At 63.6% G+C, this 18,946-nt stretch carries 12 protein-coding genes and 1 tRNA gene; 7 read left to right on the plus strand and 6 right to left on the minus strand.

Translation table 11 applies throughout. The features are described 5' to 3' along the window. Positions 1-303: 303 nt before the first annotated feature. The 4 genes from ACDA63_RS19325 to ACDA63_RS19340 all read right to left on the minus strand — a co-directional run bounded on the left by ACDA63_RS19325 (position 304) and on the right by ACDA63_RS19340 (position 3,447). Positions 304-996 carry a sulfite oxidase heme-binding subunit YedZ gene (locus ACDA63_RS19325; protein WP_373664935.1) on the minus strand — a complete coding sequence of 231 codons (693 nt, stop codon included), beginning with the start codon at positions 994-996 and terminating at the stop codon, positions 304-306. A gap of 105 nt (positions 997-1,101) precedes the next feature. Beyond that, complete coding sequence (gene msrP / locus ACDA63_RS19330) at positions 1,102-2,043, minus strand: protein-methionine-sulfoxide reductase catalytic subunit MsrP (RefSeq protein WP_373664936.1); 942 nt, start codon at positions 2,041-2,043, stop codon at positions 1,102-1,104. Positions 2,044-2,167: 124 nt separating this feature from the next. Continuing rightward, positions 2,168-2,935, minus strand: a complete 768-nt coding sequence (locus tag ACDA63_RS19335) for an anti-sigma factor (protein WP_373664937.1) — start codon at positions 2,933-2,935, stop codon at positions 2,168-2,170. Further along, positions 2,932-3,447 carry a sigma-70 family RNA polymerase sigma factor gene (locus tag ACDA63_RS19340; protein WP_373664938.1) on the minus strand — a complete coding sequence of 172 codons (516 nt, stop codon included), beginning with the start codon at positions 3,445-3,447 and terminating at the stop codon, positions 2,932-2,934. Before ACDA63_RS19340 ends, ACDA63_RS19335 begins: the two co-directional genes overlap by 4 nt. 196 nt (positions 3,448-3,643) lie before the next feature. On the opposite strand from ACDA63_RS19340, the gene acs reads away from it, so the two are divergent. The 4 genes from acs (at position 3,644) to ACDA63_RS19360 (ending at position 9,282) form a co-directional block, all read left to right on the plus strand. Beyond that, positions 3,644-5,626 carry an acetate--CoA ligase gene (acs, locus tag ACDA63_RS19345; protein ID WP_373664939.1) on the plus strand — a complete coding sequence of 661 codons (1,983 nt, stop codon included), beginning with the start codon at positions 3,644-3,646 and terminating at the stop codon, positions 5,624-5,626. 155 nt (positions 5,627-5,781) lie between these two features. Then, positions 5,782-7,800, plus strand: coding sequence for a VC_2705 family sodium/solute symporter (locus ACDA63_RS19350; protein WP_373664940.1), 2,019 nt, complete (start codon positions 5,782-5,784; stop codon positions 7,798-7,800). A gap of 59 nt (positions 7,801-7,859) precedes the next feature. Continuing rightward, positions 7,860-7,950 (plus strand) — tRNA-Ser (locus ACDA63_RS19355). A 291-nt stretch (positions 7,951-8,241) separates the two neighbouring features. Further along, positions 8,242-9,282 carry an FAD:protein FMN transferase gene (locus tag ACDA63_RS19360; protein ID WP_373664941.1) on the plus strand — a complete coding sequence of 347 codons (1,041 nt, stop codon included), beginning with the start codon at positions 8,242-8,244 and terminating at the stop codon, positions 9,280-9,282. A 235-nt stretch (positions 9,283-9,517) separates the two neighbouring features. On the opposite strand, the gene ACDA63_RS19365 is transcribed toward ACDA63_RS19360, so the two are convergent. Continuing rightward, on the minus strand, positions 9,518-10,282 hold the full coding sequence (locus ACDA63_RS19365) for a cyclopropane-fatty-acyl-phospholipid synthase family protein (RefSeq protein WP_373664942.1): 765 nt from the start codon (positions 10,280-10,282) through the stop codon (positions 9,518-9,520). 416 nt (positions 10,283-10,698) lie between these two features. Then, complete coding sequence (locus tag ACDA63_RS19370) at positions 10,699-11,367, minus strand: response regulator (RefSeq protein WP_373664943.1); 669 nt, start codon at positions 11,365-11,367, stop codon at positions 10,699-10,701. A gap of 261 nt (positions 11,368-11,628) precedes the next feature. Between ACDA63_RS19370 and ACDA63_RS19375 the strand changes: the two genes are divergently transcribed. The 3 genes from ACDA63_RS19375 to ACDA63_RS19385 all read left to right on the plus strand — a co-directional run. Continuing rightward, on the plus strand, positions 11,629-14,814 hold the full coding sequence (locus ACDA63_RS19375; protein WP_373664944.1) for an ATP-binding protein: 3,186 nt from the start codon (positions 11,629-11,631) through the stop codon (positions 14,812-14,814). Further along, positions 14,811-15,449, plus strand: a complete 639-nt coding sequence (locus ACDA63_RS19380) for a response regulator (protein WP_373664945.1) — start codon at positions 14,811-14,813, stop codon at positions 15,447-15,449. The genes ACDA63_RS19375 and ACDA63_RS19380 overlap by 4 nt, the downstream gene beginning before the upstream one ends. A gap of 552 nt (positions 15,450-16,001) precedes the next feature. Then, the coding region (locus tag ACDA63_RS19385; RefSeq protein ID WP_373664946.1) for an ESPR-type extended signal peptide-containing protein at positions 16,002-18,946 on the plus strand (2,945 nt) is incomplete at its 3' end.

Raw genomic sequence — 18,946 nt, forward strand, 5'->3', positions numbered from 1 at the left:
TGGTGTGGGCACCCCATTCAGCGTCGCCGAGCAGCACAGGGCGAGAAGGTTGCGGCGTAGCCGTCGGCGAGGACTGTCTGAGGAGCGCAGCGACGCACGCCGCACTGCCTTCTCGACCGCGCAGCGCAGGGTATCGGCCGAAGGCCGACGACGCTGTGGGGTCGCTTTCTTGGTGACTTCTTTGTCGATAACAAAGAAGTTACTCGCCCGCCGGGGCGAACTCCCGGCCAACGTAATCAGGCAGTCGAGACCAAGCCTGAACAACCAAGCGACAAACAAGAAAGAGCGCTACAAGCCCGCGGCTCACGACCCCTCTCTATCTGCCCGCACCCGCGCCGTAAACCTCGGCGCCGCATACTTCCCATCGAGCTGCGCCCGCCGCTCTTTCTCGCGCCACCAAACGCGCATCCCCAACAACGCCGCCAAAATCACCGCATACATCAGCGGCTCGCGGATGTCGCGCTTGACCAGCCACCAGTAGTGCAGCACGCCGAATATCGCGATGGCATAGATGGTGCGATGCAATTGCTGCCAGCGCCGCCCCCCGAGCGCTTTGACCATGCGGTTGGCCGATGTGACCGCCAGCGGAATCATCAGCACGAATGCGGCGAACCCTACCGTGATGAACGGGCGCTTGACGATGTCATGCGCGATGCTGCGCAGGTCGAAGAACTGATCGAGCCAGAAATACGTGATGAAGTGCAGCGTGCCGTAGAAGAACGCATATAGCCCGAGCATCCGTCGCAGTCGCACCAGCCAGTGCCATCCGGTGAGCTTGCGCAGTGGGGTGACGGCAAGCGTGATGAGCAGGAAGCGTAGCGTCCAGTCGCCCGTTGCGTGTGTGATGAACTCGATCGGGTTGGCGCCGAGCCCGTCGTTGAAGCCCCCCCACACGAGGCGCGCGAGCGGGATGAGGCACAGCGCGAACAGCATCACTTTGATGGTGGCGATTGCGCGTGGCGAGGGCATGCGGGCGGACGGGCGGGGCGGCGGCATGGCGTTGTGTCGTCGAGCATACGGCGGAAGCGATCCGCCATCTTTGCAGAAGTCTCGGCGGATGTGCAGGTCCCGCACCGTGGCGGCGCGGGACGGGTGCGGGCGTCAGAAGTTCTTCTTCAGATCCATGCCGGCGTACAGCGAACCCACCTGGTCGGCGTAGCCGTTGAAGAGCAGCGTCTTGCGCTTGGCGAACTCGCCGATGCGCCGCTCGGTGGCCTGGCTCCAGCGCGGGTGATCGACATCCGGATTGACGTTGGAATAGAAGCCGTATTCGTTCGCCGCAGCCTTGTTCCAGGCCGTCGACGGCATGGTGTCGGTGAGCCGGATGTGCACGATCGATTTCGCGCTCTTGAAGCCGTATTTCCATGGCACGACGATGCGTACCGGTGCGCCGTTCTGGTTGAGCAGGTCCTGCCCGTAGAGGCCTACCGTCAGCAGCGTGAGCGGATGCATGGCCTCGTCCAGCCGCAAGCCTTCGCGGTACGGCCAGTCGAGGATCTCATAGCGCACGCCGTTCATGGCCTTTCGATCCAGCGCGGTGGTGAATTCCACGAACTTGGCGCTGCCCAGTGGTTCGACCTGCGCGAGCAGTTTCGACAAGGGAAAACCGTCCCACGGGATCACCATCGACCAGCCCTCGACGCAGCGCATGCGATAGATGCGCTCTTCGATCGGGGCCAGTTTGAGGATGTCTTCGATCGCGAAGGTGCGTGGCTTGGCGCACATGCCATCAACGGTCACCGTCCATGGGCGCGTCTTGAGCGCGCCGGCGTTCTCGGCCGGCTCGTCCTTGTTCACGCCGAATTCGTAGTAGTTGTTGTAGGTGGTGATGTCCTTGAACTTGGTCGGCGTGTCGCTTACGCGGAAGGCCGGCGCGCCCTGCACGACCCCTGCCAGTTTCGCGGCCAGCGCGTCTTCGCTCAGGAGTGCGGCGCCGCCGATGGCAAGCAGGCCGCTGGCGCGCAGAAAGTCGCGGCGGCGCTTGTACAGCGCCGGCGAAGTGATTTCCGACGGTGCAATGTCGGCGGGACGGCGAATCAACATGACGGCTCTCCTTGGGGCTGCTGCGGGCGACTCCCGCGCCGCATCAACCGATGTCTTCTTGTTGTGGCTGGGCGGCTGTCCTGTTAGGCAGCCGCCGATGCGTGACGTTCATTTGCGCAATCCGTCATGGATTGAGCTGCTGGTACACCTGCCGCGCCACTTCGAGCAGGGTATTGCGATCGACCTCGCCCGACAACGCATAGCCGAGCTTGTCGTCGAGCCAGTAAAAGACGCCGACCTTGCCTTCCTGCACGAAGCGGAACGAGGTCTCGCTCACGCCGTCCGCGTTGGTGCGCACGTACAGCGTCAGGCGCTGGCCGTGGCCGTCCTGGTACATGAACTGCGCGACCGGGCCGGTTTCGGAGGGCAGCAGACGTCCGCCGACGAGATTGAAACCCAGCGGCGTCAATTGCGGGGCGTTGACCTTGGCTCCCAGCCGTTTGGAAAGCCACGCCACGAGGTGTGCTTCCTGATCGGCACCGACTTCGACGGGGTGGCGGACCTCCGGCACGTAGATGGCGTGGGCGACGGCGGCATCGCGCGGCAGGCTCGCCATCTGCGCGGCGGCTTCGCTGCTGGTGCGAGCCGCGTAGAAGCCGGCGGCCGCACCAATCGCCACACAGGCCAGGCCTGCTGCAATGCGCATGCCGTAGCGCGGCGCGCGGTTGATGGGATGCAGCAGGCGTGTCGGGATTTCGCTGCGTTCCAGCACGCCGTAGTGATGGTGCAGCGCATTGGTGTGCGTGCGCCAGTCGTGGGCGCGCAGCAGATCATCCGGGTTGTCGCGCAGCCAGCGTTCGACCGTGGCGCGGCCATCGGCATCCAGCCGGTCATCGACATAGCGCAGCAGCGCTTCTTCGCGGTTCGAGAGGGCGTTGTCTTCGTGCTTCATTTGACAACCTTCAGGTGGCTGGGCGTGGCGCCGCCGAGCAGCGCGCGCAAGCGTTCGCGGGCGCGGAACAGGCGCGACATCACGGTACCGATGGGGACGCCGAGCACCTTGGCGACTTCGTCGTAGCTGAGGGATTCCAGGCCGACCAGCAGCAACACTTCGCGATGTTCGTCCGACAGCCGTTGCAGCGCGCGATCGAGGTCACGCAAGGCGAGGGTGTCTTCCTGGTCGCCGCGGGTCGCGAATTCGGCCAGCGCATCGTCGCCGGGAAAGTCGAGCGGGGCGGCGGCGCGCCACTGATTGACGAACACGTTGTGCATGATCGTCAGCAGCCATGCCCGCAGGTTGCCGGGCCGCCACAGTGACCATTTGGACAGGGCGCGCTCGAGCGTGTCCTGCACCAGGTCGTCCGCCCGGGCCAGGTCGCCGGTCAGCGCGCGGGCATAGCGGCGCAGCCGGGGGATTTCCGCAACGATGTCCTGCTTGGATGCCATGGAAGACACGATAGACATGGGCGCTGGCCGGCATCCTAACAGGTTGGCGCTCGCTCCGGCCCACTCGTAGAAATCCTGATGCGCGGTGCGTAAGTAGGCTGTAAGGTGGAATCCATCTAATACGAACACGGTCTGCGCCACGCCAGTGGCAATGACGACATAACAACAGGGCGCCGCGTTTTATTCCGCCCACCCACCAGAGGAGCCGCAAGAGATGTCGACCATCGATTCGATTCTTACGGAGAATCGCGTCTTCTATCCCTCCGACGAAATGCAGGCCCGCGCCGCCATCAGCGGCATGGCTGCCTATGAAGCGCTGGTGAAGGAAGCCGATCAGGACTACGCCGGTTACTGGGCGCGCCTGGCGCGTGAGCACGTGCTGTGGAAGACGCCTTTCACACAATCGCTGGATGAGTCGAACGCACCGTTCTACAAATGGTTTGCCGACGGCACGCTGAATGTGTCGTACAACTGCCTGGATCGCCACGTCGAGGCCGGACAGGGTGGCAAGACCGCCATCATCTTCGAAGCCGACGACGGCACCGTCACGCGCACTTCGTACGCCGAACTGCATGCGTTGGTGTGCCGCATCGCCAACGGGCTGAAGGCGCGCGGCATCAAGAAGGGCGACCGCGTCATCATCTACATGCCGATGTCGGTCGAAGGCGTGGCCGCCATGCAGGCCTGCGCACGCATCGGCGCGACCCACTCGGTGGTGTTCGGAGGTTTCTCCGCCAAGAGCGTGCAGGAGCGCATCGTCGATGCTGGCGCCGTGGCGGTGATCACTGCCGACGAGCAATGCCGTGGCGGCAAGAGCATGGGCCTCAAGTCGGTGGTGGATGAAGCGCTCGACATGGGCGGATGCGAGGCGATTCACTCAGTGATCGTCTATCGCCGCACCGGCAAGGTCAGCAGCATGGCCGCAGGTCGCGACGTTTGGCTGGACGAACTCATCGCTGGTCAGCCGGCGCAATGCGAACCCGAATGGGTTGGTGCCGAACATCCGCTGTTCCTGCTCTATACCTCGGGTTCGACTGGCAAGCCCAAGGGCGTGCAGCATTCCTCCGGCGGATACCTGCTGCATGCGATTCTGACCACCAAATGGACCTTCGACGTCAAACCCGAGGACGTCTTCTGGTGCACCGCCGACATCGGCTGGGTGACCGGCCATACCTACATCACCTATGGTCCGCTCGCCTGCGGCGCCACGCAGATCGTCTTTGAAGGCGTGCCGACCTACCCGGACGCCGGCCGTTTCTGGCAGATGATCCAGACCCACAAGGTGAATATTTTCTACACGGCACCGACGGCGATCCGTTCGTTGATCAAGGCGTCGGAAGCCACTCCGGCCGCGCATCCGCGCAACTACAAGCTCGATTCGCTGCGCGTGCTCGGCTCGGTCGGCGAGCCGATCAATCCCGAAGCGTGGATGTGGTACTACGAAAACGTCGGCGGCAGCCGCTGCCCGATCATGGACACCTTCTGGCAGACCGAAACCGGCGGTCACATGATCACGCCGCTACCCGGCGTGACGCCGCTGGTGCCAGGTTCATGCACGCTGCCTTTCCCGGGCATCCAGGCCGCGGTGGTGGATGAGACCGGCAATGACGTCGAGTGGGGCAAGGGCGGCTTCCTGGTCGTGAAGAAGCCGTGGCCATCGATGATCCGTACCATCTGGGGCGACCCGGACCGTTTCCGCAAGAGTTACTTCCCCGCCGACCTGGGCGGCAAGCTGTACCTGGCCGGTGATGGCGCCGTGCGCGACGCCAAGACCGGTTACTTCACCATCATGGGCCGCATCGACGACGTGCTGAATGTCTCCGGCCATCGCATGGGCACGATGGAAATCGAATCTGCGCTCGTCGCTAACCCGATGGTGGCCGAGGCGGCCGTGGTGGGGCGCCCGGATGAACTCACGGGCGAGGCCATCGTTGCCTTCGTCGTGCTGAAGCAGGCTCGCCCCACGGGCGCGGAAGCCGCCAAGGCCATCAAGGCGCTGCAGGATTGGGTCGCCAAGGAAATCGGCCCCATCGCCAAGCCCAAGGACATCCGCTTTGGCGACAATCTGCCCAAGACCCGCTCCGGCAAGATCATGCGGCGCTTGCTCCGCGCGCTGGCCAAGGGCGAAGAGATCACCCAGGACGTATCGACGCTGGAGAACCCGGCCATCCTCGAACAGCTCAAGCAAACGGCCTGAGCGGCGCGGGTGATTGCTGCATGTCGGCAGCATTGGCCGGCGCGTCCTGAGCACGCAGCCGGCATGACGGAGGAAGCGGCACATGCCCCTTCCTCTGTTTCGCTTTGGGCGCGGCGGGGTCATGATTACGGCATGACACCCTCAAGCTTGGCCGCATGAGTTCCCTCACGCGACGCCTGACCCGCTTGTACATCCTCTTCACGATCGGCTTTGCGCTGTTCGTGGGGCTGATGACATTCGCCGAGCGGACCGGACTGCCTTCGCATTGGATCGGGTACACCTTTCTACTGGCGACGATCCTCACCTACGCCATCATCGGCGTGATCAGCCGTACCACCGACGTCGACGAATACTACGTCGCCGGGCGACGCGTGCCGGCCATCTTCAACGGCATGGCCACGGCCGCCGACTGGATGAGTGCGGCCTCGTTCCTCGGACTCGCGGGTGTGCTGTACATGACGGGCTTCGACGGGCTTGCGTTCGTCATGGGCTGGACCGGCGGCTACGTGCTGGTGGCGCTGCTGCTGGCGCCCTACCTGCGCAAGTTCGGCCAGTTCACCATTCCGGACTTTCTCGGTGCGCGCTACGGCGGCGTGCTGCCGCGTCTGATCGGCGTGGGCGCCGTCTGCACGGCGAGCTTCATCTACGTGGTGGCGCAGATCTACGGCGTCGGGCTGATCACCAGTCGCTTCTTTGGCATCAATTTCGAGATCGGTGTGTTCGTCGGGCTCGCCGGCGTGCTGGTGTGTTCATTTCTCGGCGGCATGCGTGCGGTCACATGGACGCAGGTGGCTCAGTACATCGTCATTGTCGTCGCCTACCTCACGCCGGTGGTCATGCTGTCGTACAAGATCACCGGCGTGCCGGTTCCGCAGATCATGTACGGGCAGGTACTGGAACGCCTTGGCAAGGTCGAAGATCGTCTCCTGAATGATCCAACCGAAAAGCAGGTGCGCAACGCGCTCGCCGATCGCGCGGCCGCCATCCGCGAACGCATCAACACGCTGCCCGATTCACTCACCCGCGAACGCACGCAGTTGCAGGAGCAGCTTCGCGCGCTTCAGCAATCGGACGCACCCGCCCGCGATATCGCGCCGGTGCAGCGGCAACTGCGCGCCCTGCCGGACGATGTCGACCATGCGCGCGCGCAGTGGGAACGCGAATACAACGAAACCGTGGCGCAGTCGATTCCACCGCATCGGCATGCCGAAGCCTTCCCGGGCGACGCCGTCCAATCGTCGCAGGATGCGCGCAACAATTTCGTTGCGCTGGTGTTCGTACTGATGATCGGCACGGCCAGCCTGCCGCACATTCTCATGCGGTCGTACACCACGCTGGGCGCACGCTCGGCGCGCAAATCGGTGTTCTGGACGCTGCTGTTCATCCTGCTGCTGTACATCACCGCGCCCGCGTACGCCGTGTTTGCCAAGTGGGAGGTCTACCAGAACCTGGTTGGCTCATCGCTTTCGCAATTGCCGTCCTGGGTGGCGTCATGGGGCAGGGCAGGGCTGGTGCGCGTGGAAGACATCAACATGGACGGCATCCTGCAACTGGGCGAACTGTGGATGAACCCGGACGTGATCGTGCTGGCCACGCCGGAAATCACCGGGTTGCCCTACGTTGTCTCGGCGCTGGTCGCGGCCGGCGGCCTTGCCGCGGCGCTATCCACCGCGGACGGTCTGCTGCTGACCATCTGCAGCGCGCTATCGCACGACGTGTACTACCGTCTCATCAACCCCAACGCGACCGCTTCGCGTCGGTTGGTGGTATCCAAGGCGACTCTCATGGTCGTGGCACTCGTGGCGGCATGGGTGGCATCGCAGCGGGCGGACAGCATTCTCTTCACCGTGGGTTTTGCATTCTCGCTGGCATCCTCGGCCTTTTTTCCCGCGCTGGTCTGCGGGATCTTCTGGCGACGCGCCAACAAATGGGGCGCCATCGCAGGCATGACGGCCGGCCTGTCGATCACGCTCTATTACGCCGTCCGCACACATCCGTTCTTCGGCGGCTCCCAGGCCGAGGCCTGGTTTGGCGTACAACCCATTTCGAGCGGCGTATTCGGCGTTGCGGCAGGCTTCGTCGCGCTGATCATCGTCAGCCTGCTCACGCAGGCGCCGGGCGAGCACTCGCAGCACTTCGTCTCGACCATCCGCCAACCCTCTGCCAGAGAGTAGGCCCCCTGTTGCGGACCTTGCTGAACGCAGGGTTTCTGCTATAATCCCGCGTCTTCCGCGGAGAGGTGGATGAGTGGTTTAAGTCGCACGCCTGGAAAGCGTGTTCAGGGTAATACCCTGACGGGGGTTCGAATCCCCCCCTCTCCGCCAGAATACTCATCGAACCCGCATGGCTATTGGCTTTGCGGGTTTTTTGTTTCTGGCCCCCGATCTACCCCATATGAAGGGCCTGGGCCCTTCGCGAAGGCATCGCGCTGGAGCGCATTTCGAATGTCGGGTTCCCATTGCTGGCGCGCCGCTTCTATCTCGTGCGCCAGCCATCAGCCACCTCATCAGGCTCGCCTGGTAGCCGTGCACGCGCACCACATATACGCGCCATGCGCCTGATGCTGCGGCCGATGCATAGGCCCGCGCGGCGCGTGCCGCGCTAACATCGCCCCCATGCGCCGTCTTCTGACCCTGTTGTGTTTGTGCCTTGCCAGCGTGCTGACCGCATGCAGCCAGGGGCACGTTGAACAGCAGGAGTCGTACGTCTTCGGCACGCGCGTCGAAGTCCTGACCTGGGATAGCGACGACGCGCGCGCGCAGGCAGCACTCAGCGCCGTGCTGCGCGAGTTCGATCGGCTGCATCGCACGTATCACGCCTGGCAGCCTTCCGAACTCACCGCGCTCAACGAACACATCGCGCAGGGCGAGGCAGCGCCCATCACATCGGAGATGACCAATCTGCTCACCACCGCACAGCGCTTCGAGGCGGCCAGCGGTGGGCTGTTCGATCCCGCCATCGGCGCGATCATTTCGGCCTGGGGCTTTCAGCGCGACGAGTTCTCCCCGCATATTCCCGCGCCCGATCTTTTGCGCGCGTTGGTGGCCGCACGACCCCGTGCGGAAGATGTGCACATCCGGGACGGCGTTGCGACGAGCAGCAACCGCAACGTGCGATTCGATTTCGGCGGGCTCGCCAAGGGCTACGCGCTGGATCGCGCCGTGACGATCCTGCGTGCGCATGGCATTCACAATGCGCTGATCAACATCGGCGGCAACATCATGGCGCTCGGCAGCAAGGGCGGCACGGCGTGGCAGGTGGGCATCCAAAGTCCGCGCCAGGCCGGCCCGATGGCGACGATCTCACTCTACGACGGCGAGGCGATCGGCACCTCGGGCGACTACCAGCGGTATTTTGAAGTCGACGGCCGACGCTACAGCCATCTCATCGATCCGCGTACAGGAGAGCCGAGCGAAGTCTCGCAAGCCGCCACGGTGCTGGTAACCCCTCGCGAAGCCGCCGGCACGTTGTCGGACGTGGCGAGCAAGCCGATCTTTCTTTCCGGTGACGACTGGCCCACGCAAGCTCGACGCATGGGCATCGAGCACGTTCTGCGCGTCAAGCCCGACGGCAGCCTCGAACTCACCTCCGCCATGCGGGCTCGCGTGCGTTGGGTCGGTGCGGAGCCGATTTTCACGACACGCGCGCTGCCATAGGTCTCGCCTCATCAGGCGCTGACCAGGGCGGCGCCAAAGCATAGGGCGTGGTCGCAGCACACGCCGCAACTGGCCGGCTTGCAGATACGGATCGCGCTCGCGTGGGGAAGTACGTGCCCAAGAGCGGCGACAGCGCTGCGCGCAGAGGCAGGGGCATGTCTTGCCATAGGCGTTGTCGCCGAGGCAACTGGTGGCGATGGCGTGGGCGAGCCCCTTGAGTGCGGGCGAGGGCGCCTCAGCCCTGCGGACCCTTTGGCTGCGCCATCAGCGCAAACACGCCCCAGCCCAAGTACTCGCGCGTGTACGTGGCGTGGCGTACCGGTGCCGAAGCCAGTTCCGCGCGGATGTCTTGCGCGAGGTCGTCGTCGGGGTTTGCGTCGAGCCATCGCCGCATGGTGAGCCATTTGGCCGCTTCGTATTTGTCCCAGCCGTCCTGATTTGCGAGCACCATTTCCACGACGTCGTAGCCGAGAGTGCCGAAAGAAGCGAGAAGCTCAGGGAGCGCGAGAAAGTCGGCGATTGAACCGGCAAGACATTCCTTGGCGACGTCCTCGGTCGGCGGCAACTGCCGCCAGTATGGTTCGCCGATGAGGATGATCCCACCGTCGCCGAGGCTCTTCGCCAGCAGCTCGATGGTGCCGGCGACACCCCCGCCGATCCACGTGGCGCCGACGCAGGCCGCCACGTCGACCTTCTTTTCGGCGACGTAGCCAGTGGCGTCGCCGTGGATGAACTCGACTCGATCGCTCACGCCGAGTTCGTGGGCGCGACGCTTCGCCTGCTCGAAGAACAATTGGCTCATGTCGACACCTGTGCCGCTGATCCCGTGATCGCGAGCCCAGGTGCACAGCATCTCGCCTGAACCGCTGCCGAGGTCCAGCACGCGGGTCCCCGGTTCCAGGCGCAACGCTGCGCCGAGAGTGGCGAACTTGTCGGGCGTGAATGGGTTATGGATGCGGTGAGCGCTTTCGGTGATGTTGAAGATTCGTGGAATGTCCATGCAGAAACATCGTGCATTTGAAGGAATGGATTCGTGCGTCACGAACAGTACGCCATTGCGCCCGCTTCGTGTGGGTCGGGCCTTCACGCAACCGCTTCGACCCCCGGCGGGGTGAGGCTCATGCGCAACGCTCGATCATGCGAGCTCGCTCAAGGCGATCGGACGTGCAAATGACAAAAGCATGGCGTCGGCGGCGGCGCCCGAAAAAAGCCAGACCCGTCCTGTCGCGTCTGGTCGTTGCTTCGCCCCATTCACCGCCCGGCGCGCGGGTCGCCATGGCAGCACCTCCTGACGACAACACTGGCGCGTTCGATGTTCCCCCAGTGCAGGAGTCCGCGCGCAACGTGTGACGGTGGCCTTTTGTGTTCGGCACCGGGTTGGGTCCCGTCGGCGTGGCGCCGATGTCGTCCCTTGCACTACCACTGATTCATGTCCGTCCCTACGATCATCGCCAGCGTCGGGACGCCGAGCTTCTTCAGCGCCGAGCGCTTGTAATGGCTGACAGTCTTCTCGTGAATGTGCAGGCGCGATGCGGCTTCACGATTGCTGGAGCCGTCCAGCAATATCTGAATCACTTCCATTTCTCGGGCGGACAGGCGTTGCGAACTCACGTGGGGGCTTCCTCCTTCGGGCAGACATACGAAGCCATTGCCCACCAGAACGAGCGCCCGCACGACGGCGCTTACGTCGCTGCGTTTGTCGATATATCCCCGCGCGCCGGTACCGGCCAGCGCGCGGACGCTGGTCCTGGCGGAGTTCTCCGAAAAAATCACCACGTGCGCCGGTTTGGAGAGCGCGCCGATCTGGCTTATCAAGTCCGCACAATTCATGTCGGGCAGGTTCATCTCGGTCAGCACGAGGTCGGGCTGTGTTGTCTCGATGACTTCGAGCCCCTGGGCCGCCGTCGTGGCCACGCCCACCAGATCGAGATCCTTGTTGGTCTGCGTCAGCACTCTTATGCCGAGCAGAACCGTCGGATGCGGATCGATCACGACCAGCGAGAACGTGCGGTGCGTCCTCGCCCATGAGTCTTTCGACGATATGACTACATCGTGCCCGAAGTGACGAGCGAAAAAATCGTGCATGGCTGGTATCCCGGCTGACTGACATAACGAAGTCATGAGCAGTCTGCGGTGTGCCCACGCTCGAATGTCTAGGACGATTCGGAATTATTGGGATCCGCTGCGCAAGAGACGCAAGAACGTCGTAGGAAAATTCGCATTTCGATCCGCTTTAGACGTGCTTGGCGATGTAGGAATATACGTTGCCACATACAGCATGTTCGCCATCGAAACGCCGACGGGTTCACCAAAACCTCTTCTTCGAAAATCGGGACAATTCGCTGCATGCCGCAGGAATTATCTAGTCCACTGTTTCCCTGTGTCGCGGGTTGGCTGTGCAAGCACGGAAACGAATGCCGCACCACAAATCCCAGCGCAAGCGCGCGATCCAAGTGTCGCCCCGGCGGCGTGAACGCCGCGCGCGTTCTGGACACAAAGTCAGGTGACGGAGCCGATATGCCCGACGTGGATTTTTCCGCCAACACGCCTTCGGATGGTGTGGCGGACGCTCCCGCCCAGTTGCAGCGGCATACGCTGCTGTCCATGGGCAGCGTTGCGGCAGTGTTCCTGAGTTACTTGATGTGCGTGTTCTATTCGTTGGCCGAGCGCCAGGCCTTGAAGACGCCTTGGGTCTTCGATCGCCTCCCGCCGTTCGAGGCGACGCTTCAAGACGACAGGCGTACCGCCTTCGAGGTGTCGCACCCGATTTCCGCCCAGACACGTCTTCCTCTTGCGCTCGCGGATTCATGGTGGAAGGTGCCTTCCATCGATGCCGCCTGGAACGCTTCGCCGTTCGAGCGTTTTCGATGGCCCGCCCCACGAGCCGTTGCGACCGTCGCCACAATCGACCTCTCTCGTTACTCAGCGATCGTCGTCCCCGCATCCGACGAGCTCACGGAACGCATCTGGGCGGCGCGCAGCGGCCCCCGTCCGATGCAGCGCTTTACGGCGCCACACTCCGCCGTCCCGACTGACCATCTGTGCGTGCTGTATCCACGGCTCACAGCCGCAAAGAATGGCGATGCGGAGGGAGGTCTCTGTACGGCTGTCATGGTCTTTCCCCATGTCACAACGCCCGGAGATCTCTGCGCGGAACACGGCGCCTTGCTGTTCACGGAACGCACGCAGTCGCATCAGCAAATGGCGCTCGGTATCCCGTGGCGAGAATTGCTCATGCCCGAGATTCCCCGCGTGGCCCTGGTCGCTTCAATCACGCTGCTGGCGTTGATCGCGCTTTCGATTCGTCATCGCCAGTTTTCCGCTGACGTGCTTCGGCCGGCGGCAAGGCAGATGCAGCAGTTGCGGGAGAGCGCAGCCCTGGCGGCTGGCGCGCTTGCCGCGTTGCCGTTCGGGCTGCTGGTCGTGCGTCGTGCAGACAACGAAATCGTTGCGACGAATCTCGTGGGGGACGACCTATTGCAATGTGCGCTTGCAGACGGAAGCGGACACCTCCGTGACGCGGTCCGGGGCCAACGGATCGGCTCCGATCGCGAATGCAGCATCCTGTCGCGGGACGGACATACGCTCCATCTGCTGATAGCAGGGCGCGAGATGCGCTGTGGCAATGAACCCATGGTGGTGTGGGCACTGACGGACATTACCGAACAAAAACGCGCCGAAGGCGCGGCGCATGCTGCGGCCGCAGAGGCGCTACGCGAGCGCGCTGCGGCGGATGCAGCAAACAGGGCCAAGACTGTTTTTCTGTCGACAATGAGCCACGAGATCCGGACGCCGCTGCATGGTTTGCTGGGCACCATGGAGCTGATGGCACATGAAGGCCTGTCCGAGCTCCACAAGCGTCGACTGAATACCGTACGGAACTCGGCACGCGCATTGCAGGGCGTCGTCAACGGCGTGCTGGATCTGGCGCGAATCGAGGCCGGCGAGCAGCAACTCGATGCGCAAGCTTTCGATCCCGTCGAGCTCATCGGCACAACCGTTTCCGGCTACGCTTCACTCGCACACATGAAGGGTCTCGCCCTGCAATGTTGCATGACGCCTGCGCCCGCGCTGCAATTGATCGGGGATTCCGTCCGTATCCGGCAGATAGTCGCCAACCTCGTGGGCAACGCGATCAAGTTCACCGACACTGGCCGCGTTCTCGTGTCGCTGGAACTCGACGTGCCGGATACCGACGAGGACAATCCCGCTCCACTGGCGAGCCTGCGTCTGCAGGTCGCAGATTCGGGCATCGGCATTCCGGAAGAAGAACAAGCGGGCTTGTTCGAGCCGTTCCGGCAGTTGAACAACGGGGCGCGGGACCTTGGGCTCGCAGGCTCCGGTCTTGGCTTGCCGATCAGCATGCGACTGGCTCGGCTCATGGGTGGCGATATCGATCTGCTCAGTGTGCCCGGCCAGGGAAGCCGTTTCTTCTTCGACGTCGAGCTTCCGGTGCATACGATCGAGGCCCCCGTTCGCCTGCTCTCCGGGGCCACCATCGTCGTGCGCGCCGCTGCCGTACCCGTGCGCGACAACCTTGCGGAAATCATCCGCAGCCGGGGCGGCATGGCAGTGACGGAAGGCTGCCCCTTGCCATCCGGCATGGCAGCAGCAAATGCGGTCCTGCTCATCAGTGACGACGATGTGCCGGACAGTGGGGATTGCGCGTATGCCGGAGTCGTTCGCCTGGACAGCATGCCTGTGCTCCAGGCAGATTCCGGTGGCGAGTACGGCGCCGATCCCTGCAGCCACACTTCGATTGTCGGGGCAGTCTGGGCGGCACTGCAGCGGCCGATCGAACGCGCACCATTGCTATCGTTCAATCATGAGTTCCAGCCGCTCGGCTTGCATGTGCTGATCGTCGAAGACCACCCGGTAAGCCAGGCGCTCGTCGTCGAACAGTTGCAGGCGATTGGGTGCCGGGCGAGTGTGGTGAGCACCGCCGAGGATGCGCTTTCAATACTCGACGGCGTCTCGCCTGACATACTGCTCACCGACACCCGTCTTCCCGGCATGAGCGGAATGGCGCTGGCGGATCGTGTGCGGGCGACGGGCAATACCTTGCCCATCATCGGCATGTCTTCCGACGCGATGACCGACGCCATACAGCGCGCGCTGACCGCCGGAATGGATCGCTACCTGGTCAAACCTGTCCTGCTGCAGCATCTCTACGATGCGCTCAAGGTCCATGCGGCGCGCGGTCTCGAGCGTCATGGAGAGCCGTCTCCTCGGACTGCGCAGAACATGTCGTCGTCCTCGTCCGACCCACGACGGGCTCGCCTGGCTGAAACACTTTCCGAAGACCTGCCGCAACTCTTGGAGGCTTTCGCGCGGCAAGACGAAGCGGGCCTTTCGTATCTGGCTCATCGCATGAGGGGCGGATTCGCGGCAGCCGGGCTGGAAGAGGGGGACACCGCGTGCCAGTCCTTGCAGCAGGCGCTCGCCCTGCGCGATGTCGTTGCCGTACGTCGGTCGCTCGATCATGTGAGGGCGTACGTTGAGTCGCTTCTTACCGGGGGAAAATGCAGATGAAGCGAATCGTGATTGCCGATGATCATCCGATCGTGCGCATTGGAGTCGCCACACTCCTGGCCAATCAGCACGGCCTTCAAATCTGTGGCGAAGCGGAAAATGGGCCGCAGTTGCTGGATCTCGTCGCACGGCTGCACCCGGACGTGGTCATCACCGACTACAAGATGCGCGGCGAGCATGGCGTTCAGGACGGCGAGGCGCTCATTCGCGCGCTGAGGCAGCGGTACCCCGCAATCGGCATCATCATCCTCACCGTGCTCGACAGCCCGCTGGTGTTCCGGCTGGCGCTCAAGCGAGGAGCCAATGCCGTCGTGTTCAAAAGCGCGGACTACGGCGACCTCCTCGCTGCGGTGCGCGAGATCGCAGCGGGCCGCCGCTATGTCACCAAGGAAATGGCCGCGTTTCTCAACAGCGGCACCTATGGCGCACTCCCATTGCGCGCAGAACGCCTCACGCTGCGGGAAACCGAAGTCGTGCGGCTCTTCGTCAGCGGCTGCACCGTGAGCGAGATCGCCGACTCGCTACAGCGAAGCAAGAAAACCATCAGCACGCAGAAGCGCAGCGCCATGGCGAAGATCGGCGCCCATAGCGATCAGGAACTGCTCGAGTATGCCCGGCACGCGGGGCTCGTCTAGATCGCCTGCCATGCGGTGACGGAGGCATGGCGTCGTTCCGATCGGGGTCGAGCCACACCACTGCCTGCAGTATCTCCATCGCGTCTCGATCTTCTGCGGGCGCGCCACAACATCCGTAAGTGTGGCGCCCCGAATCGGTGACGTCGGCTTGACCCCTCAGTTGGTTCAACATTCCCCGACATCTAGGACGCTCCTGAAAAATTCTTCAGTCGTGTAGCCGCATTCAGAGACGGTTCTGAATCGCCACGCCTCTCCGGCTTTTCTACATTCCCCATCGCGTAAGCAGTCCTCAACGAATCGTCTCCACGCGTCTGGCGGAGCACTTCGTGAAGAGGGCGCACATACGACGCGCCGTTGCAGCGGACGGCTCTCTCGGCTGGAGGATGCTCCCGCCGCAAGTCAATCCGCGCGGAAAGGCAAACGCAGACCGACAGCGACATTCGTGTGGCGAGCGTCGGCTCCGAGGTTGCGCTTCGCTCCGCATGGTGGCGAGCAGGTCTCCCCGGTCGTGTGCCACCAGCGCGTCCATCGCTTGATATTGGAGCAGAGTGAATGAACAAGTCGTATCGCGTTATCTGGAATAGCACGACGGGGACCTGGACGGTCGCCCCCGAGATCTGCCGGGCCCGTGGCAAGAGCACCTCAAGGGCCGTTGTCGCTGCGACCACCGCGCTCATGGGCGCCTTGCTGCCCAACGTGTCCCACGCCATCGCGGCACCTGGCGGTGGCTACTCGGGGCTGTATGTGAATGACGTCTCGACTGCCGGGTGCATCGTCGCTTCGGACGCCAGCAGTGGGTCCGGAGGCGGTTCCGGCAACCAATGGTATGGCGTCAACGCGAGCAATTACTCCGGGCAGTTGAAATACTGTGACGCCAGCGACAGGGCATACCAGACCAACCGAGTTCTGTTCTACGGATCCACGCAGTCACCGAACGCACTCGACGGCCAGATCGGCACCGACTCGCTGACTCTGGGAGGCGAGCTCTACGTCAATAGCGGCCGACTGGGGCTCAACAACTACTGGACCGGCTCCAAGTCGATGGCAATCGGCAACGATGGGACGACGGCGACGGGAACGGAATCCATCGCCGTCGGCAACGACGCGAGTGCCGCCGGTACGTATGCCATAGCCCTTGGCAAGAGCGCGCAGGCAGCCGGCGTGCAATCCATCAGCATCGGCACGGGCAACAGGGTGTCCGGCAACAACTCGGGCGCGATCGGCGACCCGAGCGTCATCGATGGCAGCGACAGCTACTCGGTGGGCAACAACAACGTGATCGGGGCCGGGCAGACCGACGTCTTCGTTTTCGGCAACAACATCTCGAGCACGATCAGCAACTCGGTTGCCCTGGGCAGCAACGCCAGCATGAGTGCCGCCGCCACTGGCGCCACCGCCGGCACGACGACGTATGGCGGCGACACGATCAAGGGCACGGCATACACCTACGCCGGCGCCAGTCCCGTGGGCGTCGTCAGTATCGGCAGCCCGGGTGCGGAGCGCCGAATCCAGAATGTGGCGGCCGGCCTGGTTGCCGCGGGGAGTACCGACGCGGTCAATGGGTCTCAGTTGTATGCCACCAACACGGCGCTCAATAATCTGGTCGCCTCGGGCGGCAAGTATTTCCACGCCAGCTCGGTCCGGGCGGACTCCTCGGCCACGGGTCTGGACAGCATTGCGGTCGGCCCGGTTGCCCTTGCATCGGGTGGCGGCTCCATCGCTCAGGGGATTTCCGCCTCGGCGACGAACGTGAATGCCATCGCGATCGGAACCGGCGCCTCCTCGTCTGGCCAGTACAGCACGGCATTGGGGGGGAACGCACAGGCGCTCGATGACAACACGCTGGCCGTCGGCAATGACGCCAAAGCCTCGACCAACGGCGCCATCGCGTTGGGCACGATGGCGTTGGGCTCGGGAGCGAACGCTATCGCATTGGGTGTCATGGCAAGCGCTACAGGTGCCGACAGTCTCGCAGCGGGACTGGCTGCGTCGGCGACCGCAGAGAAGGCTGTCGCGCTTGGATTCAGTTCGCTGGCCGATCGCGCAGGCATGAACGGTGCCCACGAATTATTCAGCGGCACCGGCGTCGGTTCGGCCAATGGCGCTGTTTCGGTCGGCAGAGTCGGCGGCGAGCGTCAGATCATCAACGTCGCAGGCGGCACGCAGGACACGGATGCGGTCAATGTTCGTCAGCTCAAGGCCAGCAACCAACAGACCGTCAACATCATCGGTGGCGACACCTTCATCGATGCCAGTACGGGGGCTGTGACGGGCCCGTTCGCCACCATCAATGGCGATACCTACACGACGGTGGCCGACGCGATCACCCATATCGACGGTCGCGTGAGCACCGTCGAAGGCAGCATCACGACGATCAATGCCAACATCGCCAACCTGGGCGACCAGGTGACGAACATCGACGGCCGCGTGACCACGCTGGAGGGCGGCTGGACGGTGTCCGACGGTACGACCGGCGGCGCCATCAAGGCTGGCGCTGTGCTGACCTTCAAGGGTGATGGGAGCAACACCACGGTGATCTACGACGACGCGACTAGGCAAATGACTGTCGCGCTGGAGAAAGACATCACGGTCGACTCCGTCACGGCGGGCAACACGATGCTGAACACCAACGGTGTCATCGTTGCCGCCGGCCCGAGCATGACCACGACAGGCATCGATGCGGCCAGCACCAAGATCGTCAACGTCGCGGCCGGTACAGCCAGTACGGATGCGGTGAACGTGAGCCAGTTGCAAGGCGTGACCAACATCATCGGTGGCGACACCTACATCGACAGCAGCACGGGCGAAGTGAAGGGACCGTTCATCACCATCGGTGGCGACACCTACAACACGGTGGCGGATGCGATCGAAGGCGTCGACCTGGGTGCGGTCAAGTACGACCGCAACAGTGATGGTTCGGTGAGCTACGACAGCATCACGCTGGCCGGTGGCGCCGACGGGACCAAGATCACCAACGTTGCAGCCGGTGACGTGTCGGAAACCAGCAAGGACGCCATCAACGGTAGCCAACTGTGGGCAGTGGAACAGAACATCGCCACGCTGACCGATACGCCGATCACCTTCGCAGGCAACAGCGGTTCGGTCGACAAGAAGCTGGGCGAGACCTTCAGCATCGAAGGCGCGGCGACGACGGCGGGGACGTACTCCGGTGCCAACGTCAGCACGGTCGTGGATGCCGACGGCAAGCTGCAGATCCAGATCGCCGAGAGCCCGACCTTCACCAGCGTGACCACGGGCGACACGGTGATGGACACCAACGGTGTGACCATCGCGGGTGGCCCGAGCATGACCACGGCGGGGATCGACGCGGCCAGCATGAAGATCATCAACGTGGCAGCCGGCACGGCCAGCACGGACGCGGTCAACGTGAGCCAGTTGCAGGGCATTGCGGACGCCATCGGTGGCGGCACGACCATCAACAACGACGGCACAATCACCAACCCGAGCTTCGTGATCAACGGTGGCGACACCTACAC

Origin of the sequence: Uliginosibacterium sp. sgz301328 (assembly GCF_041807905.1) — a bacterium.
Taxonomy (GTDB): Bacteria; Pseudomonadota; Gammaproteobacteria; order Burkholderiales; family Rhodocyclaceae; genus JBGVSA01.

Excerpts from the sequence above, each read along its gene's own strand:
- ACDA63_RS19360 (WP_373664941.1), top strand. The coding sequence starts at position 8,242 with ATGCGCCGTCTTCTGACCCTGTTGTGTTTGTGCCTTGCCAGCGTGCTG.
- ACDA63_RS19325 (WP_373664935.1), bottom strand. The coding sequence starts at position 996 with ATGCCGCCGCCCCGCCCGTCCGCCCGCATGCCCTCGCCACGCGCAATC.
- ACDA63_RS19375 (WP_373664944.1), top strand. The coding sequence starts at position 11,629 with ATGCCGCAGGAATTATCTAGTCCACTGTTTCCCTGTGTCGCGGGTTGG.
- ACDA63_RS19370 (WP_373664943.1), bottom strand. The coding sequence starts at position 11,367 with ATGCACGATTTTTTCGCTCGTCACTTCGGGCACGATGTAGTCATATCG.
- ACDA63_RS19335 (WP_373664937.1), bottom strand. The coding sequence starts at position 2,935 with ATGAAGCACGAAGACAACGCCCTCTCGAACCGCGAAGAAGCGCTGCTG.
- ACDA63_RS19380 (WP_373664945.1), top strand. The coding sequence starts at position 14,811 with ATGAAGCGAATCGTGATTGCCGATGATCATCCGATCGTGCGCATTGGA.
- acs (WP_373664939.1), top strand. The coding sequence starts at position 3,644 with ATGTCGACCATCGATTCGATTCTTACGGAGAATCGCGTCTTCTATCCC.
- ACDA63_RS19365 (WP_373664942.1), bottom strand. The coding sequence starts at position 10,282 with ATGGACATTCCACGAATCTTCAACATCACCGAAAGCGCTCACCGCATC.
- ACDA63_RS19350 (WP_373664940.1), top strand. The coding sequence starts at position 5,782 with ATGAGTTCCCTCACGCGACGCCTGACCCGCTTGTACATCCTCTTCACG.
- msrP (WP_373664936.1), bottom strand. The coding sequence starts at position 2,043 with ATGTTGATTCGCCGTCCCGCCGACATTGCACCGTCGGAAATCACTTCG.
- ACDA63_RS19340 (WP_373664938.1), bottom strand. The coding sequence starts at position 3,447 with ATGTCTATCGTGTCTTCCATGGCATCCAAGCAGGACATCGTTGCGGAA.